We start from the raw sequence: 25465 nt of genomic DNA, 5'->3' as shown, positions 1-25465 counted from the left end.
AGGCAGAGCCGTCAGATTTACAGTCTGATCCCTTTGGCCGCTCGGGAACCCCTCCCCAAGTGCGAGGCGCATACTATCAGATCTTCGCTCTTTGTGAACCCCTGGTGGGCCTATCTGGCGATAAAAAAGTGCCATTCGGTCATTTTTTGATATTTGTCGCTCATTTTTCACGCTTATCAACGACTTCCCTGTCGCTGTCAGACCGGATCCAGGACTCATCGCGGGTGTGAAGTGTCACCAGACAAGATGTACCGAGTAGCGTTTTGTACTGAAAAAATCACCTTCTCTTCTAAGTGTGATGGCTGACCGCTTCCTTGATGGACATTGCTGCTGCCGCATTTTACTCTCGCCATGTTATTCAACTGTTAACATGGATTGTGGACTCTCTCTATGCAGGCTCTCGATATCGCCGTGTTGCGCGGCCAGTTTCCCGCTCTCAATCAGCTGGTTGAGGGTAAAGCCCCCATCTTCTTCGACGGCCCCGGCGGCGCTCAGGTGCCACATGCCGTACTCACCGCCATGACCGATTACCTCGGTCACTTCAACGCCAATCTGGGCGGCCCCTTTTTCTCGGCCAGGGTGACCGAGCAGCAGGCGCTGCGGGCCAGGTTGGCGGTGGCCACGTTGTTGGGTGCTGAGCGGGCAGAGGAGATAGTGTTCGGCGCCAACTTCACCACCCTGACCTTTGCGCTCAGCCGAGCGCTGGCGCGGGAGTGGCTGGCCGGTGACGAGATCATCGTCAGCGCGCTCGATCACTACTCCAACGTCTCCAGCTGGCAGCAAGCGGCGGTGGATCGCGGCGTGGTGGTGCATCAGGCAAGAGTGGACGTGACCACCGGCGGGCTGGACTATGGGCATCTGTTCAGTCTGCTGGGGCCCAAGACACGGCTGGTGGCGGTGACGGCGGCCTCCAATACCACCGGCACCCTGGTCGATATCCCTCGCATCGCCGATGCGGTGCACGGGGTAGGGGCCTTGCTCTATGTGGATGCGGTTCACTTTGCGCCCCATGAGCGTATCGATGTGCAGGCCTGGGATTGCGATTTTCTGGGGTGTTCCGCCTACAAGTTCTTCGGCCCGCACCTCGGCATTCTCTACGGCAAGCATCGTCACCTGGCGCATTTCACTCCCTACAAGGTGGAACCGGCCAAGAACGTGGCGCCCTACAAGTGGGAGACAGGTACCCAGAGCTGGGAAGCGCTGGCCGGGGTGGAGGCCACCGTCGAATACCTGGCCTCCTTGTCCGGGTTGGACGGCACCGAGCATGAGCTGGAAGCGCGCCTCGATCTGGCGTTTGCCCGCAGCCAGGCCCATGAACGGCAGCTCAGCGAGCACCTGCTGGCCAAGCTGGCCGAGCGGCCCTGGTTCACCCTGCACGGCATTCACGGCAGCCAGGGGCGCACCCCGACCTTCGCCCTGACGTCAAACCGCCACACTCCGGCCGAGATGGCCGAGTTTTTGGGGCAGCATCAGGTATGCAGCTGGGCCGGCCACTTCTATGCCTTGGCACTGGTTGAGCAACTGGGTGTGAGTGATGGGGTGCTGCGCATAGGCTGCATGCACTACAACACCCCGGCCGAGATTGACCGGCTGTTTGCCCTGCTCGACGATATGCCGCATTGAGATAAAACAGCCCGGTCATACCGGGCTGTGTCGTCTGATATCTCTGCAGCTTGTTAGCGGCCCACGATGGCGTGATGGATATCCTGCAGCGGCAAGACATGGCGGGCGGCGCCAAGCTTGATGGCCTCCTTGGGCATGCCAAAGACCACGCAGGAGGCCTCATCCTGAGCGAAGGTATTGGCACCCGCTTCCAGCATTTCCCTCAAGCCGCGGGCGCCGTCATCCCCCATCCCGGTCATGATGATGCCGGTGGCATTGCCACCGGCAAACTTGGCCACCGAGCGAAACAGCACGTCCACCGAGGGGCGGTGACGATTGATGAGGGGGCCGTCCATCACGTCGACGTGATAGTAGGCGCCGCTGCGTTTGAGCAGCATGTGCTTGCCGCCGGGGGCGATCAGCGCCAGCCCGGGGATCACCCTGTCATTGCTCTTGGCCTCCCGCACTTCTATCTGACACAGGCTGTTGAGCCGCTCGGCAAATGACGCGGTGAACTTCTCCGGCATGTGCTGCACGATGACAATGCCGGGGCAGACCCTGGGCAGGGTGGTCAACACGGCTTCCAGCGCCTGGGTGCCACCGGTGGAGGTACCGATCGCCACGATCCGCTCGGTGGTCTGGGCCATGGCATGCTGGCTGGCGGCGGGCATGATGGCGTCTGCGTTGAGCTTGGGGGCGACGCTGGGGGCGGGCACTTTGGCCAGTCGTCTGACATTGGCCTGGGCGGCGGCGCGTACCGCCATGGCCAGCTCCTGCGCCGACTCCTGCAGAAAGCTTTTCAGGCCGACGGTGGGCTTGGTGATGATGTCCACAGCGCCGGCGGCCATGGCTTGCAGCGTGGTCTCCGCCCCCTTTTCGGTCAGGGAGGAGCAGATGACCACAGGAGTGGGGTGCTCGGCCATGATCTTGGTGAGGAAGGTGATGCCATCCATGCGCGGCATCTCCACGTCCAGCACGATCACGTCCGGCCACTCCTTCTTCAGCTTCTCCAGCGCAAACAGCGGGTCAGACGCGGTGGCGATGACCTTGATATCCGGCTCCTGCTCGAGAATGGCCTGCAATACCTGCCTGACCACGGCGGAATCATCCACCAGCATGACCTTGATCTGTTTCATTCCCGTCCCCTTAGCGATGTGGCAAGCGGTGATGACGCACCCAGACATTGCCGTTGGCCAGCTCAAAAATCAGGCTTCTGTGTCCCGCATGGCCAAGATGGTGGGCCTTGATGGTGAGGCCCAGGTGCTGGGTCAGTTGCCAGGCGGCCTTGATGTTTCTGATGGCCACATTCATGGTGTTGAGCGTTTGTTGTTCGATAAACATGTTGCCGCCGCCAAACAGCTTGACCTCGTATTCGTGGATGGGGGCGGGATATTTGCTTATCTCATTGATAAATAGCTGAATTGCCTCATCGGCATAGCGACCGTCTAGACTCATGGTGCTGTGACCGCGGCTGGGCAGCATGTAGTGGCACATGCCGCCTCGCTTCTGTTCCGGGTGCCACATGGTAATGGCCACACAGGAACCAAGATGGGTGCGGATGATGGTGTCGTCCTGCCCAAAATAGAATTCACCGGGTTGCAGCGAGACCTCTCTCATATTGAAACCCTTATGGTTTCAGATAGATGGAAGGCGATACCAGTTGCAGGCCATGGGACAGACCGTTCAGGCTCTCGGCATGGCTGACGATGAGATAGCCCCCTTTGCGCAGGCGCGGCACCAACCGTTGCAGTACCTGCGCCTTGGTCTCCCGGTTGAAATAGATCATCACGTTGCGGATCAGGATGACGTCGAACAGCCCGATGTCGGGCAGATCCTGATTCAGATTGATGTGATGAAACTGCACCTTCTCGCGCAGCTTGCGATCGATGATGAAGGTGCCTTCCTGAAAACCGACCCCTTTCAGGCAGTACTTCATCAAAAATGGCAGCGGGATGTTGTGGGCCCGCTCGATGGGATATTGCCCCGCTCTGGCCTGCTCCAGCACCCGGGTCGAGATATCCGAGGCGATCACCTCCCAACTGCCATGGTTCAGATTGTCGGCCAGGGTCATGGCCAGGCTGTAGGGCTCTTCACCGGAAGAGCTGGCCGCGCTCCAGATCCGCACCGCCCGTTCTTTTGGCAGTTGTGCCAATACCTTGTTGCCGAGAAATTCAAAGTGCTTGGGTTCGCGGAAAAAATAGGTCTCGTTGGTGGTGAGCAGATCGAGTGCTACCTGCAGCTCTGCCCCCCGGTTATTCATGATCAGGCTGAAATAGTCGCCGTAGCTCTCCAGCTCGTAGTGGCAGAGCCGTTTTGACAGGCGACTGGCGACCAGGGCCTTCTTGGCCGGTGACAAGTCGATACCCGCCGTCTGGTGGATCCAGCGTTGAAACTGCGCAAATTCATCATCATGCAACTGGGTCTGATACACGCGCAAACTCCCTGCGGTGAGCGGGATGCGGGTGAGCTTGGCCCACCCGTATCAGGCTAGAAGCGGATAAAGTCGGCGTCATTGTGAGGGCGTGGCGTGGTGCCTACACCTTCCTGACCGTTGCCCTCGTGCATGAAACGCCCCCGTGGGCCTCCACGGGCCGGAGCCTTCTGACTGGCGCCGTGCTTGTGCTGTTCCAGCGTGAAGAACTCCATCGCCAGTTGCAGCTGTTCGGCCTGGCTGCTCATCTCCTCGGCGGTGGCGGCCAGCTCCTCACTGCAGGAGGCATTTTGTTGAGTGACCTGGCTTAGCTGATTCATGGCGATGTTGATCTGGCTGACGCCGGTGGACTGTTCGGCGGAGGCGGCGCTGATCTCCTGCACCAGATCCGAGGTCTTGTTGATGGAGGGCACCATCTGATCGAGCAGACGGCCCGCCTTCTCCGCCATGTCGACACTGCTAGAGGCCAGCTCGCCAATCTCCTGGGCCGCTACCTGGCTGCGCTCCGCCAGTTTGCGCACTTCGGCGGCCACCACGGCGAAGCCCTTGCCGTGATCCCCGGCCCGGGCGGCCTCGATGGCGGCATTGAGGGCCAGCAGATTGGTCTGGTAGGCGATGTCGTCGATGATGCCGATCCGCTTGGCGATCTGCTTCATGGCATCGACCGTGAGCTTGACGGCCTCACCGCCTTCCACGGCCTCCTTGGCGGCCTTGCTGGCCATGCCATCGGTGACTTGGGCATTGTCGGTGTTCTGGTTGATGCTGGCGCTCATCTGCTCGATGGAGGCGCTGGTCTCTTCCATGCTGGAAGCCTGCTCGCTGCTTGACTGGCTGATGGACTGGGCGGTGGCGCTGACCTGCTCGGCCGCGCTGGAGAGATTGTCAGATGCGCCCCGTACTTCGGTGACGATATTGGTCAGCGAGACGATGGTCTGGTTGAGGGAGTCCTTGGTGGTGCCAAATACACCGGGGTAGTCGGCCTCGACCTGTTGGGTCAAGTCGCCTCTGGCCAGGGATTGCACCACCCGGATCACGTCGTTGAGGCTGGTATCGATCACCTCAGCGATGCGATTGATGCCCTCTCCGAGGGTCTGGAAGAAGCCATTCTTGCCGGTCAGATCCATGCGGCGGTGCAGTTCGCCGTTGATCACCGCCTGCACGATCTCCGACATCTCCCGCTCGATGGCGACTTCCTTGGTGCGATCCGACCACTCGACCACGGAGCCGAGCCGCTCGCCATCGTCGCCAAACACCGGGTTGGCGATGAGCGAGAAGGTGCGCCCGCCGAGCAGGATCTGGGTGCGATAGGTGTTGTTCAGCTTGGCCAGCATGCTGCGCTGATGGCCCGGATTTTTGTGGAAGCTGTCGATGTTGGCCCCCATCAGGGTGGCTGAATTGAAGTTGTAGAGTTCTTTGCGAATATCCGCTTCAGCCAGGCTCAGCATCTCTTTGACGGATTCATTCATGTAGATGATGTTGAGATCGGTGTCGGCGATCATCACGTTGGTACTGGCACCATCGAGCGCCTTCTTGACGCGCAAACTCTCTGCGGCGGCGATCTTGGCCGCTGCGCTGGCTGCCTTCATCTCGTTTTCGATGGCGATCTCCTTGGTCCGGTCTGCCCACTCGACAACGGAGCCAAGCCGTTCACCGCCATCGTTGAAGACCGGATTGGCGATCAGCGAGAAGATACGCCCTCCGACGGTTATCTGGGCGCGATAGGTGCTGTTCAGTTTGGCCAGCATGCTGCGCTGATGGGAAGGGTCTTTGTGGAAGGTATCAATGTTCTTGCCCATCAGCTGTCTGACATCAAAATTGGGCAGATCCTTGCGAATGTCCGATTCGGCCTGGCCCAGCATGGCGAGCACGGCTTCATTCATATAGACGATGTTGAGATTGGTGTCGGCGATCATCACATTGGTCGAGGCCCCATCCAGCGCCTTGCGCACTCGCAGGTTTTCGTCATACAGGGTCTGGTTGGCACTGATGGTGGCGAGGGTGTTGCTAAGGCGCTCCCCCAGCAGTGCCAGCACGGTATTGAACTCCTGACAGAGTTCCCGCAGCGGGCCGCTGAGCGAACCCAGCTCAAGCTGGGCTGACTGGTCGCCTTGTCTGATCCCCTGCTGGAGCGATCGGGTTGCGCCAATGAGCTGGAGCAGTTGTTCCTGCAGCAAGGCATGAGCGCTGCCGTTGCCGAACAGATTGCCAAAAAATGATTGAGTCATGAGCCTTATCCTTGTGCGACATGTCATTGCTGTGTGGTGTGGTGAGCGACACTCTTGTTGCTTGCTACGCCTGAATCACGGTGTCTGTGGCTTTTGTGCCAGCAACCGTTCCTGCTGCTGGGTCAGTTCGCTGAGCTGTGCCATCTCGTCGATGGAGAGCACTTTCTCGGTATTGATGAGGATGACGAATTTGCCATTTACCTTGCCCATGCCGCTGATAAAGTCCGCCCGGATGCGAGCCCCGAAGCTCGGTGGCGGCTCTATCTCATTGCAGGGAATGGTCAGCACTTCTGAGACGGAGTCCACCACCACGCCGATGTCCTGATTGCCGTGTTCCGGATCGTCCGGATGCACTCCCTCGATAATGACGATGCAACTGCGGCGGGTGATGCTGGAAGGGGCATTGCCAAAGCGGGCATTGAGATCAACCACCGAGACCACGGCTCCCCTGAGGTTGATCACGCCGCGGATGAAGCTCGGCATCATGGGGATGGGGGTGATGTTGCCGTATTCGATGATCTCCTTGACCCCGAGAATGTTGATGGCAAACATCTCGCCGTTGATGAGAAAGGTCAGGTACTGGGCATCGCCCTGGTTATCAGGGGCCAGCGTGCCGGGCTGGACGGCCACTTCGGTAGACATGCTCATGGGGCTCTCCGGTTAAAAACGGACAAAATCGGCCTCGTCAACCTGAGGTTGCGCTGCCGTATTGCCGTGCAGTGGGTGCTGGGTCGGCATGACAAATTTGCCTCTGGGGGGCAATCCTTTATGTCCGCTCTCGTGAGTCCTTGCCGGTTTGCTCAGGTTCTCCAGCGAGAAAAAATCCATGGTTTGCTGCAGCTCGTTGGCCTGAGAGCTCATCTCTTCGGCCGTGGCCGCCAGCTCCTCGCTGCTGGCGGCGTTTTGCTGGGTTACCTGATTGAGCTGGCTCATGGCGAGGCTTATCTGGTTGGCGGCGCTGGCCTGCTCACCGGAGGCGGCATTGATCTCCTGCACCAGATCGGAAGTCTTGCGAATGGAGGGCACTATCTTGTCGAGCAGGCTGCCGGCCTTCTCGGCAGTATCGACGCTGCTCGATGAGAGCTCGCCAATCTCCTGCGCCGCTATCTGGCTGCGTTCGGCCAGCTTGCGTACCTCGGCGGCCACCACCGCGAAGCCCTTGCCGTGTTCACCGGCCCTTGCTGCCTCGATGGCGGCGTTGAGTGCCAGCAGATTGGTCTGGTAGGCGATGTCGTCGATGATGCTGACCTTGCGGGCGATCTGCTGCATCGCGGCCACCGTCTGCTGAACCGAGCGGCCACCTTCGGTGGCTTCGAGCACGGCACTGCTCGCCATGTTGTCGGTGACCTTGGCGTTGTCGGTGTTCTGGTTGATGCTGGCACTCATCTGTTCGATGGAGGCGCTGGTCTCTTCCACGCTGGCAGCCTGTTCGCTGGTGGCCTGGCTCAGAGACTGGGCCGTGGTACTGACCTGGTTGGAGGCATTGGTCAGGTTGTCGGCGGCGTTGCGTACTTCTTCAATGATGGCGGTCAGCGCCTCTATGGTGCTGTTGAGGCCATCCTTGGTCTGGCCAAAAATGCCCGGATAGGGTTGCTCTATTTTCTGGGTCAGATCACCCCGCGACAGGGCGGTGGCGATGCGCATCACATCGTTGAGGCTGGTGTCGGTGACGTTGGATAGACGGTTGAGCAGTTCGGACAGCCGCTTGATGTAGCCTTGGCGTCCGTCCAGTTCGATCTTGTAACTGAAGTTTCCCTGCTCGACGGCGGCAGTCACCAGGGTCTCGATGTCGTTGATGAGTGCGGTCAGCTTGTTGACCATGTTCTGCATGGCCAGCAGCAGTTGTCCGGCTTCGTCGTGGGCTCCGATGTCGATGGTCACGTCGAGGTTGCCTTCGGCCAGGTGGTTGGCTACCTGCAATGCCTGGTTGATGGGAGAGATGATGCTGCGGATAAGGACGATGCCAAACCAGGCGGCAGCCACCATGCCTGCGGCAACGACAGCCAGCATGGTGAGCAGCATGACGTCGTACCAGGCCTGCGCCTGCTCGTACTCGGATTTGGCGACGTCGAGCTGCAGGCTGACCAGCTCGGTTATCTTGCCGCCGATGGGGTCGATGGAGCTGTAAAGCTTGCCGTCAAATTCGTTGAGCATGCCGGTGACGACACCGCGCTGGGTCGATAGAAACGCTTCCAGCCGGGTGATATCCCGGTCCGCTGCGCTGAACAGGCTGTTGGCCTCGGCTGACAGCTTCTGCTCGGCTTCGGTCAGCTTGGTGGCCTGGTAATGCTGCCACTCCAGCTTGATCTGCTGCTGGGCATGCTGGATCTGCTGCCGCGCCTCTTCGGCACTGATGAGGCCCGCATTGGCCTTGTTGACGTTGTCGATGATGGCGACGGCATAATTGTCTGAGATGGTCTTGAGCTGTTTGAGCGGCACCACCCGATCGTTGTAGACCCGCTGTAGACCCTTGTTGCTGCTCTGCATGTTGTAGAGCCCCAAGGCACCCACTCCCAGCAGCAGTGCGCAGAGCAGGCAGAGCAGAATGGTGAGTCGCAGCTTGATGGTGGAGTTTTTGAACATGACAGGCTCCTGGCGTTAATTGACTCTAGGTTGGGTTTGCAGACGTGGAATGGCGTACTGGCTCAGCTGGCCCAGCTCCTGTTCGATGGCGTGCTGAATGAGAGAGGGGATATCCAGAATGAGGGCAACTTCACCGCCTCCCAGAATGGTGGAGCCGCTGATCCCCTGCAGGCGCTGGAACAGCTTGCCAAGCGGCTTGATGACGGTCTGGAATTCACCCAGCAGCTCGTCGACCACCAGGCCGGATTTCTTGCCGCCGTGGCTGACGACCACGATGTTTTCCCGGCGCCCTCTGGTGCCCTCGACGTCGAAATAGTGCTGCAGCCGGACAAAAGGCAGCACTTCGCCGCGCAGATTGATGTAGTTGCGCCCCAGGGTATCGGCCAGCGCGCTCTGGGTCAGCTCCACACATTCGATCACCATGTCGAGGGGGATGACGTAGTGGGTCGTGCTGACGCGTACCAGAAAACCATCGATGATGGCCAGAGTGAGCGGCAGCCGGATCTGGACCCGGGTGCCGAGGCCGGGTCTGCTGTCGAGTTCGACACTGCCGCGCAGAGCCTGGATGTTGCGTTTGACCACATCCATGCCCACCCCGCGGCCGGAGAGATTGGTGATGGCCTCCGCCGTGGAGAAGCCGGGTTCGAAGATGAGCTGGTAGATCTCCTGATCCGTCAGGGTGGCATTGGTGGTCACCAGACCGCGTTCTTGCGCCTTTTGCAGGATCCTGGCCTTGTTGAGGCCGGCGCCATCGTCCTGAATTTCGATGACGATGCTGCCGGAGTCGTGATAAGCGTTGAGAGTCAGGGTGCCCCGTGCCGGCTTGCCGGCGGCCACTCTTCTTTCAGCCGATTCGATGCCGTGGTCCATGGCGTTGCGAACCAGGTGCATCAAGGGGTCGCCGATCTTCTCCACCACCGATTTGTCCAGTTCGGTATCGCCGCCGGTGATGACCAGCGCGATGTCTTTGTCCAGTTCATGGCTGACATCCCGCACTACCCGCTGGAAGCGGTTGAAGGTATCGCCGATGGGCACCATGCGCAGACGCAGCGCCCCATCCCGGATCTCTTCGACCAGCATGGCAATGGTGGAGTTGGCCTCCTGCAACTGGCTGTCCCGTGAACGCTGAGCCAGCAGGTTGGCTCCCGAGCTGGCGACCACCAGTTCGCCCACCAGATTGATCAGATCATCCAGCTTGTCGGCATGGACCCGGACATAGCGCCCCTCCTTGTTTTTGCTCTCCTTGTTCTGGCTCTGCTTCTTGAGCGCGGCATCCACCACCACCTCGCTGACGGCACCCTGAGCAATCAGGATCTCTCCCAGTTTACCGGCGTCGGTCTGCGGCTGTTCATGCTGGGCTTGCAGCCCGAGTACCAGCTCGCTGGCCGTCAGGGCGCCGGTCTTGACCAGCAGCTGCCCCAGCATCTCGTTGTCTTCCGGCAGGGCATTGATGAGGTCGATGTACTCGGCCAGCTTGCTGTGGGGCGGGATAATGGTGATTCGGCAGTCATCGCGCACGAATTCGAACACATCGCTCAGGGCATTCTTGTCGGCCTGGGTATCCAGATCGAGTTCATAGCCCAAGTAGCAGCTCTCCGGATCGAAATGTTCCCAGTCGGGCAGAGCATGGTGAATGGTCTCGATGGCGCAGAGGGTACCCATGGTGCCGAGGTAGCGCAGAAAAGAGGTGGGATCCATGCCGTTGCGCAGCACATCCGGGCCAAAGCGCAGGGAGATGTGCCACAGAGACGTGGCGCTGACATGACCCTCCTCCTTGCTGACCGGGCTGGTCTCGGCCGGTGGGTTGTGTTCCGGCAGGCCGGCTTGGCTGGTGGTTTGATGGCGTGCCAGGTTGCTTCTCAGTTGCTCATCCTGAGCCTGCTCATCCGCACCGAGCGCTTCCCCTTGTTCGGCCACCAGGCTGACCAGGCGTTCGATGTGATCCCGGCTCTCCAGCAGATCCTTGATGAGTGCTTCACTGATCGCCAGCTGCTGGTTGCGCACCTGATCGAGCAGATCCTCGACTATGTGGGTGAAGCTGACGATGGGTTGCAGGCCAAACAGGCCGGCGGAGCCCTTGATGGTGTGGGCCGCCCGAAAGATGGCGCCGATGAGCTCGTTATTGTCCGGCTCGTTTTCCAGCGTCAGCAGTGCGGACTCCATCTCCTCGAGCAGCTCACGCGCCTCGGCGATGTAGGTTTGCAGGGCCTGATCAAGATTGATGCTCACGAATGACTCCTTGTCCGCGAAACCGGCTAGGCGTGATCGGGGTGGGGGATGAGGGTGGGATCGCCGAAGAAGGTTGCCAGCTGGCACAGCTCAAGGGCATCGAGTACCGCATGGCTGTGCATGACCAGATGCAGTGGATAGCCACCCAGCAGCGCCGTCTTCTTGGCGGCCATCAGCAGTTGCAGGCCGGCACTGTCCATTTCGCTGACCTGGGAGAGATCCAGCTCCAGCTCTTGCTGGCGATAGAGCAGGGGTGTGAGCGCCTGTTTGAGTTCGGCTGCGGTATAGATGGTCATCTCACCCGCAATGGCCACAACAGTCTTCTCTTCGCCCGTTTCGATATGCAGCGGCATGAATGCCTCCCGACTCAGGGCATGATGAGCTTGGCGACGGCAGCCAGCATCTGGTCCGGCTGGAACGGCTTGACCACCCAGGCCTTGGCTCCCGCAGCCTGTCCTTCCTGCTTCTTGCTGTCCTGGGATTCGGTGGTAAGCATGATCACCGGGGTGAACTTGTAGCTGGCCAGTTTCTTGGCCTCCTTGACGAAGCTGATGCCGTCCATGTTCGGCATGTTGACGTCACTGATGATGAGGTTGATCTTCTTGCCGTCGAGTTTCTTGAGGGCATCCTTGCCGTCGCAGGCCTCCATCACCTCGTAACCGGCACCCTTGAGCGTCATGCCGACGACCTGGCGTATGGTTGCCGAGTCATCCACGATCAGGACTGTTTTGGCCATATCTCTCTCCTAGAAAAAAGTGACATCAGCGTTGCTGGATGGGGTTGCCGTCTGGGTTTTGCGACCGTGATGGATATTGCGCTGCTCATCGGTGGCATATGAGAGTTCCATGTCTGCCAGCCAGCTTTCCGCATCGATCTGGATGGGGCCGGACTGGTGCGTTCTGGTGCGCGACGAGATCAGGTGATCGTTGAGGCTGTCCATGTTCTGACGAACATGGCCAAGGATTTGACTGACCCTATCCTGGAACTGTAACGAAACGATGACATCGGAAATCTCACGGTGGATCCCGGTACTCTCGCTCTGCAGCAGGGCAGCCGACTCGGCCAGGCTGGTGGTGGCCATCCGAAAGCGCTCCAGTACCTGTTCGATGGCGTGTTCGGCGTCGCTGACGGCTGCCTGATCCCGCCCTGCCGCACTCTCGGCAATCTGGAAGGCCCGGCCGATGCCGGTGTTGATGGTATCGACCTTGTCGGTCATCTTCTGGGCGGTCTCGCTGGAGAGGCGCGACAGGGTGCGCACCTCGTCCGCCACCACCGCGAAGCCACGACCCGCTTCACCGGCTCTGGCCGCCTCGATGGCGGCATTGAGGGCTAGCAGGTTGGTCTGGGAGGCTATCTTGGCCACGTCGAGCGCCATGGTGTTGAGCTCGATGGTGTAGGCGGTGAGGGTTTTTATCTCTGCCAGCATGGCGTCACGGTTGGCCTGGGTGGAGTGCATGATGGCGACGACCTGGTTGAGCTGGGCCTGACTTTCGGCCAGCACGGCGGCCATGCCGGCGGATTTCTCGCCGCCCAGATCGCCTGCGGCGTTGTGGGAGGCGGCGACCGCTTCTTCCAGCTTGGTGGTCAGCCCGGCAAAGCGCTGGGTGAGGTCAATCATGGCCCCTTCGGTTTGCTGGCGAGAGTTTTCAATCTGTTGCGACCAGATGGGCACGGCCTTTTCGCACACCTGCTCGAGCCCGATGATGGAGTGGTTGAGCCCGGCAGCGGACCATGGCGGAGTCTGTTCTTGTTCATCGGGCTTGCCGACAGGTTTGGCGTGGTAGTGGCGGGCACCCCACAGGGTGGCAGCCACGGCCAGCACCAGGTTGGCCAGCAGATACGGCAAGGGGCTGCCTGCAAGTACCAGCAGCAGGGTGCTGAACAGGCCCAGGCCAAGGCCGCAGGCCCAGCTGACAGGCTCCCAGAAAGGGGAGGAGTGTGCCCTTGTGTTGTCTGTCATACGCGAACTTGCCCCTGCATATGGATGGAAGAAGGTGAACCGCCGTCCCCTCAGGTAGGGACCCAAGCGCCAACTTTCTAGTTATCAATAGCTCAGTAAGGTTAGCGCAAAAAAATGGGCTGGTTACAAATTGGTCCTATTCGGGGGGCGCTACTGAGAAAACTGGAATATGGCGACTGTCACAGTGCCATCGTCGGGAGCCGAAGCCATGGGAGGGCCGGAGTCTGGGAGGAGGAGAGAAGTGCTGGACGCGGCAATAAAAAGAGCCTGCATTGGCAGGCTCTTGGTGCTGTATGCGTGGATTTACGCTTCGTCGGCGTGGGCCTTCTGGCACCCTTCCACGGCATGGGCGATAAGCTCCAGCGCGCTCTTGTCGCACGGCGGCAGTTCGGCCTCGCACGCCTTGATGGGAGTCACGCGATCGCCCCACTTGATGATGGCGGCGCCCCAGGTCAGGCCGGCACCGAAGGCGGCGGTCAGCAGATAGGAGTTTGGCTGGACGCGGCCTTGTTCGAGCGCCTCGCACAGGGCGATGGGCACGGTGGCGGCGGAGGTGTTGCCGTAGTGCTCGATGTTGACAATCACCTTCTCCATCGGCGCGTTCATGCGCTTGGCGAGGGTTTCGATGATGCGGATGTTGGCCTGGTGCGGCACGATCAGGTCGATCTGCTCCGGAGCGATGCCAGCCTGTGCCAGTACCGTGTTGGTGGCTTCGCCCATACCGCGTACGGCCCGCTTGAAGATCTCCTGGCCTTCGAAGTTGAAGGTAAAGAGGCCGTCGATGTCGGCAAAACGCACCCGGTCGGTACCGAAGTTCGGCACGTGCAGGATCTCGCGCGCCTCGCTGTCACAGCCCAGCTTGTTGGCGATCAGGCCGCTCTCTTGCTCGCTCGCCTCGATCACCACGGCGCCGGCGCCGTCGCCAAACAGCACGGCGGTATCGCGACGGGCCCAGTCCAGCAGATAGGTGAGTCGCTCGGCGCCGATCACCAGCACTTTCTTCATCATGCCGGTCTGTACCAGCGAGGTGGCGACCGAGAGGGAGTAGACGAAACCGGTGCAGGCGGCGTTGAGGTCGAACACGGCGGCATTGACGGCGCCCAGCTTCTTTTGCACCGCGGAGGCGGCGCTCGGCAGCAGGTTGTCCGGCGTGGCGGTGGCCAGGATGATGCCGTCGAGGTCGCTGGCTTCCAGCCCGGCACAGGCCAGTGCACGACGCCCTGCCAGGGTGGCCAGATCGGAGGTGCTGACGTGGGAGATGCGGCGAGCCTTGATGCCGGTGCGCGGGTAGATCCACTCATCCGACGTATCCATGATGGTGCTGAGGTCGTCGTTGGTCAGTACGGAGGGAGGCAGGCATTTGCCCCAGCCTGTGATATTGGCGTATTTCATCTTGTTACCGCTTCTCAAGTTGATCGCCCGCGGGCGGAAAATCGCGCAATTATGCCGCACGGGGCAACCACTGTCATCTTGTGGTCATGGTTATCTGGCAGCAGGGTCACGCCAGGTGGCGGGTGCCGACGGGAAATTTCGCTTAAACCACAGGGCTTGGCTGCCCTAAGATAGGGCTTTCGCCACTGGATGGAACCACCCCTTGCACAAAGCCAATCTCAACCTGCTGCCCACCCTCAAGGTGCTGCTGGAGACCCGCAACATCAGCCGGGCGGCGGAGCTGCTGCACCTGAGCCAACCCTCCATCAGCAAGCAGCTGGGCCAGCTGCGCAGCGAGTTTGGCGACGAGTTGCTGGTGCGGGAGGGGCAGCGCTGGCTGCTGACACCGAGGGCCGAGGCGCTGGCTGCCCAGCTGGCGGACTCCCTCGGTGCGCTGGAGCGACTCTACGAGGCCCCCGGTTTTGACCCGAGCCGCTGCGAGCGGGTGTTCCGGCTCGCCTCCTCCGATTACGTGGCCCAGCACATCCTGCCGGACATCTGCGCGGCACTGGCCAGGGAGGCGCCGCTGGCGGCGCTGGAGTACAGCCTGTGGGACAAGCGTCTGCTGCCGCAGCTGTGGCAATCCGAGCTGGACATGGTCTCCACCATCACCGAACTGGTGCCGGATCAGATCCGCGGCCTGCATCAGGGGGAAGATCGGCTGGTGGTGTTGATGGGTAGCCACCATCCGTTGGCAGGGCGCTCGCTCAGCCTCGATGACTACCTCGCCTGGCCTCACCTGCAGGTGAGCGGTGGGGGCGACAAGGACAGCCCGGTGGAACAGGTACTGGCACCGCAGGGGCTGTCCCGGCGCTGGTTTGCCCGGGTGCCCTTCTTTCAGGCGGCGGTGGAGGTGTTGCTGCGCACCGACTGCCTGCTGACCACCCCGGCCCACATCGCCTGGCAGCTCTCCTGCGAGCACGCCCTGCACTTTTGTGATCTGCCGTTTGCCAGCCGCAGCCAGCAGTATCATCTGCTGTGGCACCAGCGCCACCATCAGGATCCGGCCCACAAGTGGTTTCGCGAACTGGCCTATCCCTTCCTGCGCGAGCACCTGCAGCGCACGGTGGCGGCGAGCCGCAAGGTGTTGAATTCGCCCCGATAGCAACAGACGCTTGTGTCGGCCTATAGCCGTTGGCTATGGGTTCTATTCCCAACTTTCACTTCTGGCATAACCAGGGGCCCTTTACCCTGAGCGCAGACATTCATATTCCGCTTGAGACAAGGAACACCATGGAACTGACGAGTTGGCTGGCACTGGCCGCAATCTGCGTGATGGGCGCCATCAGCCCGGGGCCGAGCCTGGCGCTGATCATCCGCAACACGGTGCAGGGAGGGCAGGGGCACGGCGTGGCTACTGCGCTTGGCCACGGCTTCGGGGTTGGCATCTATGCGCTGATCACTGCTTTGGGTCTGGCCATCCTGATCACCCAGACCCCGCTGCTGTTTGACGTTATTCGCTACGGCGGCGCCGCGTTTCTTGCCTGGCTCGGGGTCAAGGCGCTGCTGGCCAAACCCGCCAAGGGGGAGGCGAGTGAAGAGGTGCATCAGCTGCGCGGTCGGCAAGGCGCCTTCGAAGGCTTTATGGTGGCCTTTCTCAACCCCCAGCTCGCGGTCTTCTTCATCGCTCTGTTCAGCCAGTTTGTGCATGCCGACACCGGCTGGCGCGAAGGTGGCATCATGATGCTGACCGCCGGCGGGATCGATGCTGTCTGGTACGTGCTGGTGGCGCTGGTGCTCTCTCGTGGCCCCGTGCTGGCCTGGCTCAAGGCCAAATCCTTCGTCATCGACAAGGTGAGCGGTCTGGTGCTGCTGGGGCTGGCCCTGAAGGTGGTGCTCTAGTCATTCCGCGGCACGATCTGCTGCTGGCCTGGCTCAAGGCCAAGTCCTTCGTCATCGACAAGGTGAGCGGTCTGGTGCTGCTGGGGCTGGCCTTGAAGGTGGTGCTCTGATCCAATCCTGTATTTTGCGGTGATCTTAAGCGGGATCAAGGCGGGGAGGGTGGCAATGTCCTAGAGTGGCGCCCATTTGCTGTCCGCCCTGATCCCGAGACCATGCACCAGAACAAGCACCCGTTAAGCCACACCAACCGGTTGGAGCTGCTGGCTCCGGCCAAGAACCTCGCCTATGGCATCGAAGCCATCAACCACGGCGCCGATGCCGTCTACATGGGCGGCCCCGCCTTTGGCGCCCGCAGCGCGGCGGGCAACTCCCTCGAGGATATCGAAGCGCTGGCGCGCCATGCCCATCGCTTCGGTGCCCAGGTCTTCGTCGCCTTCAACACCCTGCTGCACGATCACGAACTGGAGCAGGCCCGGCGGCTGACTCACCAGATCTACGAAGCGGGGGCCGATGCGCTGATCGTGCAGGACATGGGGTTGCTGGCGCTCGACTTGCCCCCCATTGCGCTCCATGCCAGTACCCAGACCGACAACCGTACCCCGGAGAAGGTGAAATTTCTGCAGGATGTAGGCTTCTCCCAGGTGGTGCTGGCGCGCGAGCTGTCCCTTTCGCAGATCCGCGATATAAGCGCCACGACCAATGTGCAGCTGGAGTTCTTTATCCACGGCGCGCTCTGCGTCTCCTACAGCGGCCAGTGCAACATCAGCCATGCCCGCACCGGCCGCAGCGCCAACCGCGGCGAATGTGCCCAGCTCTGCCGCCTGCCCTGCTCGTTGCAAAAGCCGGATGGCGAGGTGCTGGTGGCCGACAGCCACCTGCTCTCCCTCAAGGACATGGATCAGACCGACAACCTGGAGGCGCTGATCGAGGCGGGGATCCGCTCTTTCAAGATTGAGGGGCGTCTCAAGGGGCTCGATTACGTCAAGAACGTCACCGCCTGGTATCGGCAGAAGCTTGACGCCATTCTGGATAGCCGCAGCGATCTGGTGGCCTCCTCGGCCGGCCGTTGCAGCTACAGCTTCACGCCTGATCCCAAAAAGAGCTTTAACCGCGGCAGCACCGACTACTTCCTCCATGGCCGCCAGCCCGGTATCGACTCCACCAAGAGCCCGAAATACGTGGGCGAGCCGCTGGGCCGGGTCACCAGAGTCACCAGGGATGGCATCGAGATCGATGGCAAGCCCGTGAGCCTCAACAACGGCGATGGCCTTGGCTTCTTCAAGCCGAACAACGAGCTGGTGGGGATGCGCCTCAACAAAGTCGAAGGTAAGCAGTTACTCCTGTCAGAGCGCATGCCGGGCTTGAAGGTAGGCACCGAAATCTACCGTAACCACGATCAGGCATTCAGCAAGGTGCTGGAGAAGGCGAGCGCCGATCGCCGCATCCGGGTCGATATGGTGCTGGCAGAGTGCGATGAGGGCTTGCGCCTCACGCTTACCGACGAGCAGGGCATCAGCGCCGCCGTCGCGCTCCCCTGCGACAAACAGCCTGCTGACAACCCGGAGCGGGCGCTGCAACAGGCGCGCGACCAGCTTGGTAAACTCGGCAATACCCTGTTTGTGGCCCGCAAGGTTGAGTTGGCGTTTACTCACCCGCTATTCGTTGCCGCATCCATGCTCAACGGCTTGCGCCGGGATGCCATCGCCGCGCTGGAGGCTGCCCGTCTGGCCAGCTACCAGCGCCCCGAGCGACGCATCGCGCTGCGGGATGTCCACTATCCCCAGCACCGTCTCTCCTACCTTGGCAACGTGCTGAACAGCGCGGCCGAACAGTTCTTCCGCGAGCACGGGGTGGAGCGCATCGCGCCCGCTTATGAGGCGAACAAGGAGGAGCGGGAGGTGGTGCTGATGATCACCAAACACTGCATCCGCTACAGCCAGAACCTCTGCCCGAACGAGGTGCCGGGCCTCAAGGCCGAGCCGCTGGAGCTCAAGATGGGCAAAGATACCTTCCGCCTGCGGTTTGACTGCCACCGCTGCGAAATGCATGTGATGGGGAGTTTGAAGCGTTGATGAAGCTCACCTCTCCCGACATCTGATGCTTTACCTTCTCCCGGCGACAGGCTCTATCAAGGAGTTTTCACGGGGAGGAGAGGCGAGGATGACGCGATTCAATGGAGAGGGGGCGCTGGATTATGACCAGCGCATTACCCGGCTGGTGCCCGGTTATGAGCTGCTGCACCAGCTCAGCGCGTCCCAATTGATGGGACGGCTTGGGCCGGAGGCGCGCGTTCTGCTGGTGGGGGTCGGCACGGGCAGCGAATTGCTGTTGCTGGGCGGTTTGTGTCCCCACTGGCAGTTCATTGCTCAGGACATATCGGCCGACATGCTGGCGCAGGCCAGAAGGCAAGCCAAGCAGGCGGGGATGGCGGCGCGGATCACATGGTGGGAGGGGCCGTTGCCGGCCGACAGCATGGCGTGTGACGGTGCACTCTGTCTGCTGGTGCTGCACTTTCTGCCGCAGGAACAAAAGGCGGCACTGCTCGCCGACATCGCCCGCCAGCTCAGGCGCGGTAGCCCTCTGTTGCTGGCCGACCTGATGGCTGCGCAAGACGATGACGAGCGCACCGTGATGGGGTTGCACGCACACCGTGCCGGTCTGTCTCGGAGCGCCAGCGAACAGATGGTGCTGCGCCTGGCCCAGGACTTCTTTCCCCTCGATGAGACACAGACCCGGCACCTGCTGCAGGCGGCGGGCTTTGGCGTTGGGCGGCGCTATTTTCAGGCGCTCGGGTTCCACGGCTGGCTGGCCGAGTGCCTGTGAGTGGGCGCCGTGTCGTCAACCAGAGATACCCTCCAGCGTGAGCAGCGCCTGCTTGATGGGCAAGCCCCCCGCATAGCCGGTCAGGCTGCCGTTCTGGCCGATCACCCGATGGCAGGGGATGATGATCGAGAGCGGGTTGCGGCCGTTGGCGGCGCCCACTGCCCGCACCGCATTGGGCTTGCCGATGGCGCGGGCAATGTCGCTGTAGCTGCGGGTCTCGCCGTAGGGAATGTCGCACAGCGCCTGCCAGACAGCTTGCTGAAACGGCGAGCCTCTTGGTGCGAGCGGCAGGGTGAAGCGTTGCAGGCAGCCGGTAAAGTAGGCTTCAAATTGTGCGAGAAAAGGGGCCAGCGCCACTTTGTCCTGTAGCCAGCCGCGCATGTCGGGCAGCGCGCGCAGCCCCGCCACGAAGTCCACGTGCAGCAGGCCACGCTCGTCGATGGCCACCAGCAGATCGCCGCAGCGGCTGGGCAAGATATCGTAGCGGATCATGGGGTTGTCTCCTCTGCTTGGTTGTCGCTTGATGCGCCGCCTGGTGCTGATTTGGTCAACATTGCCGGTTCCTCGCTCATGGCATGCCACAGCCAGCTCGCCGCGTAGCCGCGCCAGGGCCGCCACCTTTCGCTGTGGGCCAATACCGCTTTCACCGGCAACTTGGTGCCGCCCCCCAGCGCCTTCAGTAGCACCAGATCCGAGGCGGGGAAGGCATCCGGATCCAGCCCGCAGCGCAGCCGCCAGTAGGCGACCGTCCAGGGGCCGATACCGGGCAGTGCCAGCAGCTGTTCATCGCTGGCGCTGATCAGGCTCAACTCGCCGCTGGCCAGCGCCTGTGCCAGCCCCTGCAGCGTTCTGATCCGGCTGCCGGGCATGCCGATACCGTCCAGGTTGAGCTCGCACAGCTGGGCAGGGGTGGGCAATTGCGCGACCCCGAATTGCGCCTCGGTGCGCGCCACCAGCCGTCCGAGTATGGTGATGGCCCCCTTGACCGACACCTGCTGGCCGACGATGGCGCGCAGCATCACCTCGTACTCACCCCAGCCGGCGGGCAGCCTAACTCCCGGCCAGCGCGCCTGCAGACGCGCCAGCAGCGGATCCTGCCCGAGCCGTGCACCGATGCGCTGCATGTCGGCATCGAGATCCCACATCCGGCGCACCCGATACAGCAGATCCGGCAGCGCGGCGGGCGGCAGATCATGGACGCTGAGCTGCAGGCTGTGCCCCTTGCCCTGGCTGATGCGCACCCGCGCGACCTGATCGCCGACCCGGTGCCAGCGTTCATAGACCTCGCCATCCACCCGCTCCAGCCCCGGAATGGCGCGCAGCCGATAGAACGCCAGCATGGCCGCCATGTCGTACGGGGGGCGGTAAGGCAGTTGCAGCGTGAGCATTGCCCTCTCCTCGGGCGCCTGCGTCAGGGCGGCGTCGTCGCCGGTTGACTCACACTGACGGCGCAGGGCCCGCGGTGCCAGCCCGTATGCCTGCTGCCAGGCGTCGTTGAAGCGGCGAATGCTGGCAAAGCCCGCCGCAAACGCGATGTCGGTGATGGGCAGCCGGGTTTCGGTCAGCAGCCGCTTGGCGAGCAGCAGCCGGCGCGTCTGCTCCACCTGTTTCGGCGAGGCGCCGAGGTGATGCTCGAACTGGCGGCGCAGCGTGCGCTCACTGATGCCGGCCTGTTCCGCCAGCGTGGTGAGTGAGCCTTCCGCCAGCTCGCCGCGATCGATCCGGGCCAGCAGGCGTGCCAGCGTCGGTGGCAGATCACCGGGGGCGGCGGGCGCGAGCTCAGGCCGGCAGCGCAGGCAGGGGCGCAGGCCGTGCTGCTCCGCTGCGGCGGCGCTTTGGAAGTAGCGCACGTTGTGCTCGTGCGGTGGCCGCGCCGGACAGACAGGCCGGCAGTAGATGCCAGTGGAGAGCACGCCGGTAAAGAAGCGGCCGTCGAAGCGCGCATCGCGGGCCAGGCGGGCGGCATGGCACTGCTCGGCGCTGAGCGGCAGGTCTGCCTCATCCTCTGTGGCCGGCGGCATCGTCATGGCGTGATCTGTTGGCATCGGTGGCTCCTTGCGCCGAAAACGGGGCGGGCGCGGCGGCCCGGATGAGTGAGAGACTAAGCAGGAACGAAGGCGATGACTAGCCAGAAACGGACAGCAATTGAAATAAAGCCGAGGCCGCGCCCGCGATCGCAGGGCGTGAAAAACAGATCGGTTTGGCGGGGCAAGTGTGCGAATCTGGGGTGACAACATCCAAGGAGGAGAGAGCCATGCCAGGACCCGCACGTGCCGGCGCCCTGATCTATGCCAGGGATCCCGGCCTGCTGAGCCACTTTTATCGCACCCTGCTGCAGATGGAGATCCGCAGCCAGAGTGACGAGCTGATCGTGCAGGAAAACGCCGACATCCAGCTGTTGCTGCACGCAATCCCCGCTCCCTATGCCGAGCAGGTGGTCATCACCACGCCGCCGCAGCTGCGTGAGCAGGGCGCCATCAAGCTGTTCTTTACCGTGCCGAGCCTCGCCTGGGCGGAGGCGAAGGCGGCCGATCTCGGTGGCGGCTTGCTGCCGCAGCAGTGGTCCGGCCCCGGTTTCGTGGTGCGCAATGCGTTTGACCCCGAGGGCAACATCCTGCAGTTGCGCGAGTTCACCGGCGTGCCGGACGGGCGCTGACGCGCCACGTTACCATGAAAAACGGGACCGCGAGGCCCCGTTTGTTATCTGCTGGCGGGTGCGCTGGCCCTACTTCAGATAGCGCTGCTCCAGATGGCGGCGCAGCCAGTGCGGGTTCAGCACCTCGCCGGTGGCACGGCTGACCAGCTCGTCGGTGCCGTAGCGGCTGCCCTGGGACCAGATGTGGCGGCCCAGCCAGGTGAAGATCTCCGGCAGGCGGCCCGCCGCGATCAGCTCGCCCATGTTGCCGAGCTCCCGCTCGAGCGCGAAGCGCAGCTGCGCCGCGTACATGGCGCCGAGCGTGTAGCTCGGGAAGTAGCCGAACGAGCCGTCGGTCCAGTGAATGTCCTGCATGCAGCCATTCTGGTAGTTGCCCTGGGTGGAGAGCCCCAGCCACTGCTGCATCTTGGCGTCCCACAGCGCGGGGATGTCCGCCACCTCGATGCGCCCCTCGATAAGGTCGCGCTCCAGCTCGTAGCGCAGGATGACGTGGGCCGGGTAGGTCACCTCGTCCGCATCGACCCGGATAAAGCCGGGCTCGACCCGATTGTAGAGCTTGACCAGGTTCGCCGGCGCCAACGCTGCCTGTTCGCCGAAGTGGGCGCGAATGTGCGGCGCCAGCAGCGTGAGGAAGGCGGGATCATGGCCGAGCTGCATCTCGCAGAACAGGCTCTGGCTCTCGTGAATGCCCATGGAGCGCGCCTCGGCCACCGGCTGGCCCAGCAACTGGCGCGGCAAGCCCTGCTCGTAACGGGCGTGACCTGTTTCGTGGACGATGCCCATCAGGCTGGAGACAAACTCCTGCTCGTTGTAGCGGGTAGTGATGCGCACGTCGGTCGGCACCCCGCCGCAGAACGGGTGGCTGCTCACATCGAGCCGGCCGTGGGCAAAATCGAAGCCGAGCAGCCCCATCACCTGCTGGCCGAGCGCCTGCTGGGCGGCGATGGGGAAGGGGCCTTGCGGGATCTGCACGGATTCGCGCTTTTGCTGCTCGCTCACGGTCTGGATCAGGTTTGGCAGCCAGCCGGTCAGATCGCCGAAGATCTCGTCGAGCCGGGCGCTGGTCATGCCCGGCTCATAGAGCGCCAGCATGGCGTCGTAGGGGCGGACCCCCAGCGCGTCGGCACGCAGGCGAGCCACCTCGCGCGCGAGCTTCACCACCTCGGTGAGGTTGGGGGCAAAGCCTGCCCAGTCGTTCTCCTTGCGCTGGCGGCGCCAGGCGTGCTCGCACTTGCTGCCGGCGAGCGACAGCGCCTCCACGAGATCCCCGGGCAGCAGGCTTGCATCCTGCCAGTGGCGCTTGATTTCGCGCAGGTTGGCGTGCTGGAGTTCGTCCAGCGGCTCGCTCTCGGCCTTGGCAATCCAGTCGCCCAGCTCGGGGGCGGTGCGCTTGTGGTGGATCAGCAGCCCCAGTTCGGCCATGGCCTCGGCGCGGGCTTCGTTGCCCCCCTCCGGCATCATGGCGGCCTGATCCCAGCCACAGATGGCCGAGAGGTGGGAGAGCCGGTGCAGCTGTTGCTGATGTTGTTCAAGTTTCTGATATGACATGGGATTGTCCTTGTTATCGTCCCTGATGGCGTGCACCCCGTACCTGGCATGCTCGGGGCCGAACGATGCTAACACTGCCCTCGAGCGTTTTACCACCCTGGCTTAGGATGACTGACCAGATGACGGGCGCTGGCTAGCCGAGCCGTTTCTGATGGCGTTCGCGGTTCTCTGCCTTCTTGCGCTCGCTCTTGCGCAGCAGCACGTAGAGGGCTCCGCCGCCACCGTGACGGCGCTCGGCGCTGTGCATGGCCATCACCGCCGGCAGTTGCGGGAGCCAGGCGCTGACATAGCTTTTGAGCAGGGCGCGCGGCGTGCTGCGCTCCCCCTTGCCGTGCAGGATCAGCAGGCAGCGGATGTCGCGCAGTTCGCAATCCGCAATGAACTGCACCAGGCTCTGGCGCGCTTCGTTCAGGGTCTTCTGGTGCAGGTCCAGGCTCGCCTGCAGCTCGTATTTGCCGAGTCGCAGCTTCTTGTAGACCCCCTCCTGCACCCCGTCGCGCTTGAAGCCGACGATGGCGTGGGGGTCGAGCATCTCGACCGCCTCCATGCTGAGGTGATCCAGGGCGAGTTGTTCGGCGGTGGCGGCCTGGCGCCGCGCCAGCTGGGCGTCGGTCGGGCTGCTGCCCGCCGTCTGGAGGCGGATATGGTCGTTGCGAATGGGGCGCACATCGGCCACTTCATTGCGAAACAGTGAGAGTTCGTCGTTATGAGACACGGCAGGCTCCCCGCAGGTGGAATGAGCAGCCATTATAGCGGGCGGGGGCGGATCTGAAAGTGGCGGGCGCGCTGGTGGCGCCGGGTTGCTCAGCCCGTGAGCAAAGGGGAGGCGAGGGCGGGATCAGGCGATCGGGGATCGCCTGACGCAGGCTTATTGGCCCTCTTTCGGCGGCTTGGCGTTCATCACCTTGTAGATGAAATAAGCCGCGTAGGAACTGATCAGCAGGAAGGTACCGATAATCACCAACATGGACATCAGTCCCACGCTGTTGCCGAACATCAGGTTCATCCAAAATTCCATCTCATGCACTCCAGTCATCCCATTGATGACAGGCATGATAGATACCTCTTTGGGAGCAAAGAGATGATCTCGATCAAGTCCTTCTGTGGTTATTAAATCGGCAGCCGGATCTGTGAGCGCCCTCCCATATAAAGACCCTGACGGGGCCGATGTGGCCCCGTCTGCGCCTTATTGGCGGGCCTGCTTGCGCGGACCCGGCTCGGTGAGCGGGGTGATGCGCCAGCCCTGCTGCTCCAGCAACGCGAGCAAGCCCTGGTCGCCGTAAAGATGCAGCGCTCCTACCACGATGAAGCTCTCGTTCGGCAGGGTGGACCATTTCTTCAGCCAGTTGTGGTTGCGCTCCGCCAGCAGGGTCTGCTCCAGCCAGGTCTGCAGCTTGGGCGGTGCCATCTCCGATTTGAGCAGGTTGATGAGGGTCGCCTCGTCCCCCTCTTCCCACGCTTTCATCACCTCGCGAAAACCGCGCTCGAGTTCGGGCAGCTCGTCCAGGGTGCTCTCCAGCATCAGGGTCTGGTTGTCACCGACGCTGGCGAGGTAGCCGAGCTGCTCGAGCAGGGTCTCGAAGCCGATGATGGGCTTGCCGCCGTCGGTGGCCTGTTTGGCGAAGTGCTGATCCACCCCGAGCGCGCTGCGAAAATCGGTGCGCTCCAGTGCCGCCTGGGTGAGGGTGACGGCGGCGAACCAGGGGCGCAGCGGGGCCAGCATGTTCTCGGTCAGGCCGTTCTGGCCGGCGGCGATGATGGTGCGCCGGTAGAGGTCGAGCGGTATGTGCTCCTTGAGGGTCTTGCCGTCCACCAGCCGGGTGATGGCCCCCATCTCTTGCCACTGCTGCTGGCTGATGTGGGTCAGGTCGACTTCCAGCACCAGGGCGCGGCTCTGCAGCCAGGCCCGCTCGATGGGGTCGGGCAGCGGATAGAGCGAGGGCTTGCCCGCGTGGATGGAGCCCAGCAGCCAGTGCTGCTGATCGCCCTTGCTGACCCGATAGAAGGCGGGGTCGGCAAAGGCGCTCAGCGGCAGCAGCAGGCAGAGCAGGAAGGGGAGCAGCAGGCGATGGAGTCTCATGGGGAACCTTATGTCAGCGGATGGCTTCTCTTCGTCACAATAACCCCTATGATAA

General features: G+C 62.3%; 23 protein-coding genes. 6 read left to right on the top strand and 17 right to left on the bottom strand.

All coding sequences use genetic code 11. The features are described 5' to 3' along the window. The first annotated feature begins 390 nt into the window (after positions 1 to 390). Positions 391 to 1623 (top strand): cysteine desulfurase-like protein, encoded by a 1233-nt coding sequence (locus tag QLG02_RS13640; RefSeq protein ID WP_282465408.1) that lies wholly within the window; start codon positions 391 to 393, stop codon positions 1621 to 1623. Between the two features lie 53 nt (positions 1624 to 1676). Here the strand turns inward: QLG02_RS13640 and QLG02_RS13635 are convergent, their stop codons facing one another. From QLG02_RS13635 to QLG02_RS13585, 11 genes are all read right to left on the bottom strand, one after another. Then, positions 1677 to 2738, bottom strand: coding sequence for a chemotaxis response regulator protein-glutamate methylesterase (locus QLG02_RS13635; RefSeq protein ID WP_011704959.1), 1062 nt, complete (start codon positions 2736 to 2738; stop codon positions 1677 to 1679). A 10-nt stretch (positions 2739 to 2748) separates the two neighbouring features. Continuing rightward, the gene (gene cheD / locus QLG02_RS13630) at positions 2749 to 3219 is read right to left on the bottom strand and encodes a chemoreceptor glutamine deamidase CheD (protein WP_011704960.1); all 471 of its coding nucleotides are present in this window, start codon (positions 3217 to 3219) and stop codon (positions 2749 to 2751) included. A 10-nt stretch (positions 3220 to 3229) separates the two neighbouring features. Continuing rightward, a complete protein-coding gene (locus QLG02_RS13625) occupies positions 3230 to 4033 on the bottom strand; it encodes a protein-glutamate O-methyltransferase CheR (RefSeq protein ID WP_282465407.1) in 804 nt (267 codons plus the stop codon). A 56-nt stretch (positions 4034 to 4089) separates the two neighbouring features. Then, positions 4090 to 6258 (bottom strand): methyl-accepting chemotaxis protein, encoded by a 2169-nt coding sequence (locus tag QLG02_RS13620; RefSeq protein WP_282465406.1) that lies wholly within the window; start codon positions 6256 to 6258, stop codon positions 4090 to 4092. A 75-nt stretch (positions 6259 to 6333) separates the two neighbouring features. Continuing rightward, a complete protein-coding gene (locus QLG02_RS13615; protein ID WP_282465405.1) occupies positions 6334 to 6906 on the bottom strand; it encodes a chemotaxis protein CheW in 573 nt (190 codons plus the stop codon). Between the two features lie 12 nt (positions 6907 to 6918). Further along, a complete protein-coding gene (locus QLG02_RS13610; protein WP_011704964.1) occupies positions 6919 to 8841 on the bottom strand; it encodes a methyl-accepting chemotaxis protein in 1923 nt (640 codons plus the stop codon). A gap of 15 nt (positions 8842 to 8856) precedes the next feature. After that, a complete protein-coding gene (locus QLG02_RS13605; RefSeq protein ID WP_282465404.1) occupies positions 8857 to 11070 on the bottom strand; it encodes a chemotaxis protein CheA in 2214 nt (737 codons plus the stop codon). Between the two features lie 26 nt (positions 11071 to 11096). After that, positions 11097 to 11423, bottom strand: a complete 327-nt coding sequence (locus tag QLG02_RS13600) for an STAS domain-containing protein (protein WP_282465403.1) — start codon at positions 11421 to 11423, stop codon at positions 11097 to 11099. Positions 11424 to 11437: 14 nt separating this feature from the next. Then, a complete protein-coding gene (locus QLG02_RS13595) occupies positions 11438 to 11806 on the bottom strand; it encodes a response regulator (protein ID WP_011704967.1) in 369 nt (122 codons plus the stop codon). A 9-nt stretch (positions 11807 to 11815) separates the two neighbouring features. Beyond that, positions 11816 to 13030, bottom strand: a complete 1215-nt coding sequence (locus QLG02_RS13590; RefSeq protein WP_282465402.1) for a methyl-accepting chemotaxis protein — start codon at positions 13028 to 13030, stop codon at positions 11816 to 11818. Between the two features lie 303 nt (positions 13031 to 13333). After that, positions 13334 to 14422 (bottom strand): ketoacyl-ACP synthase III, encoded by a 1089-nt coding sequence (locus QLG02_RS13585; RefSeq protein WP_282465401.1) that lies wholly within the window; start codon positions 14420 to 14422, stop codon positions 13334 to 13336. A 202-nt stretch (positions 14423 to 14624) separates the two neighbouring features. Here QLG02_RS13585 and QLG02_RS13580 point away from each other — a divergent pair, with 202 nt between their 5' ends. The 4 genes from QLG02_RS13580 (at position 14625) to QLG02_RS13565 (ending at position 19126) form a co-directional block, all read left to right on the top strand. After that, positions 14625 to 15566 carry a LysR family transcriptional regulator gene (locus QLG02_RS13580; RefSeq protein WP_282465400.1) on the top strand — a complete coding sequence of 314 codons (942 nt, stop codon included), beginning with the start codon at positions 14625 to 14627 and terminating at the stop codon, positions 15564 to 15566. A 128-nt stretch (positions 15567 to 15694) separates the two neighbouring features. Continuing rightward, the gene (locus QLG02_RS13575) at positions 15695 to 16303 is read left to right on the top strand and encodes a LysE family translocator (protein WP_016349742.1); all 609 of its coding nucleotides are present in this window, start codon (positions 15695 to 15697) and stop codon (positions 16301 to 16303) included. Between the two features lie 212 nt (positions 16304 to 16515). Then, positions 16516 to 18375 carry a U32 family peptidase gene (locus QLG02_RS13570; RefSeq protein ID WP_282465399.1) on the top strand — a complete coding sequence of 620 codons (1860 nt, stop codon included), beginning with the start codon at positions 16516 to 16518 and terminating at the stop codon, positions 18373 to 18375. A gap of 88 nt (positions 18376 to 18463) precedes the next feature. Beyond that, positions 18464 to 19126, top strand: coding sequence for a class I SAM-dependent methyltransferase (locus QLG02_RS13565; protein WP_282465398.1), 663 nt, complete (start codon positions 18464 to 18466; stop codon positions 19124 to 19126). Between the two features lie 15 nt (positions 19127 to 19141). Here QLG02_RS13565 and QLG02_RS13560 read toward each other — a convergent pair whose 3' ends face one another. Together QLG02_RS13560 and QLG02_RS13555 are read right to left on the bottom strand one after the other, a co-directional pair. After that, entirely contained in the window at positions 19142 to 19618 is a 477-nt protein-coding gene (locus QLG02_RS13560) for a methylated-DNA--[protein]-cysteine S-methyltransferase (protein WP_282465397.1), read from the bottom strand. Continuing rightward, the gene (locus QLG02_RS13555; RefSeq protein ID WP_282465396.1) at positions 19615 to 21171 is read right to left on the bottom strand and encodes an AlkA N-terminal domain-containing protein; all 1557 of its coding nucleotides are present in this window, start codon (positions 21169 to 21171) and stop codon (positions 19615 to 19617) included. The genes QLG02_RS13560 and QLG02_RS13555 overlap by 4 nt, the downstream gene beginning before the upstream one ends. A 209-nt stretch (positions 21172 to 21380) precedes the next feature. Here QLG02_RS13555 and QLG02_RS13550 point away from each other — a divergent pair, with 209 nt between their 5' ends. Continuing rightward, positions 21381 to 21782: a VOC family protein gene (locus tag QLG02_RS13550; RefSeq protein WP_017787743.1), complete on the top strand. Its 402-nt coding sequence runs from the start codon at positions 21381 to 21383 to the stop codon at positions 21780 to 21782. Between the two features lie 69 nt (positions 21783 to 21851). On the opposite strand, the gene QLG02_RS13545 is transcribed toward QLG02_RS13550, so the two are convergent. The 4 genes from QLG02_RS13545 to QLG02_RS13530 form a co-directional block, all read right to left on the bottom strand. After that, positions 21852 to 23330: a carboxypeptidase M32 gene (locus tag QLG02_RS13545; protein ID WP_282465395.1), complete on the bottom strand. Its 1479-nt coding sequence runs from the start codon at positions 23328 to 23330 to the stop codon at positions 21852 to 21854. 133 nt (positions 23331 to 23463) lie between these two features. Then, positions 23464 to 24045, bottom strand: coding sequence for a DNA endonuclease SmrA (gene smrA, locus QLG02_RS13540; protein ID WP_029301641.1), 582 nt, complete (start codon positions 24043 to 24045; stop codon positions 23464 to 23466). 153 nt (positions 24046 to 24198) lie between these two features. Then, positions 24199 to 24348 (bottom strand): DUF3149 domain-containing protein, encoded by a 150-nt coding sequence (locus QLG02_RS13535; RefSeq protein WP_064773827.1) that lies wholly within the window; start codon positions 24346 to 24348, stop codon positions 24199 to 24201. Between the two features lie 168 nt (positions 24349 to 24516). Then, positions 24517 to 25410 (bottom strand): TraB/GumN family protein, encoded by an 894-nt coding sequence (locus tag QLG02_RS13530; protein WP_282465394.1) that lies wholly within the window; start codon positions 25408 to 25410, stop codon positions 24517 to 24519. Positions 25411 to 25465: the final 55 nt, after the last annotated feature.

This window comes from Aeromonas sp. V90_14, assembly GCF_029967615.1.
Classification (GTDB): Bacteria; Pseudomonadota; Gammaproteobacteria; order Enterobacterales; family Aeromonadaceae; genus Aeromonas; species Aeromonas hydrophila.
This window is presented reverse-complemented; position numbering and strand designations above follow the sequence as displayed.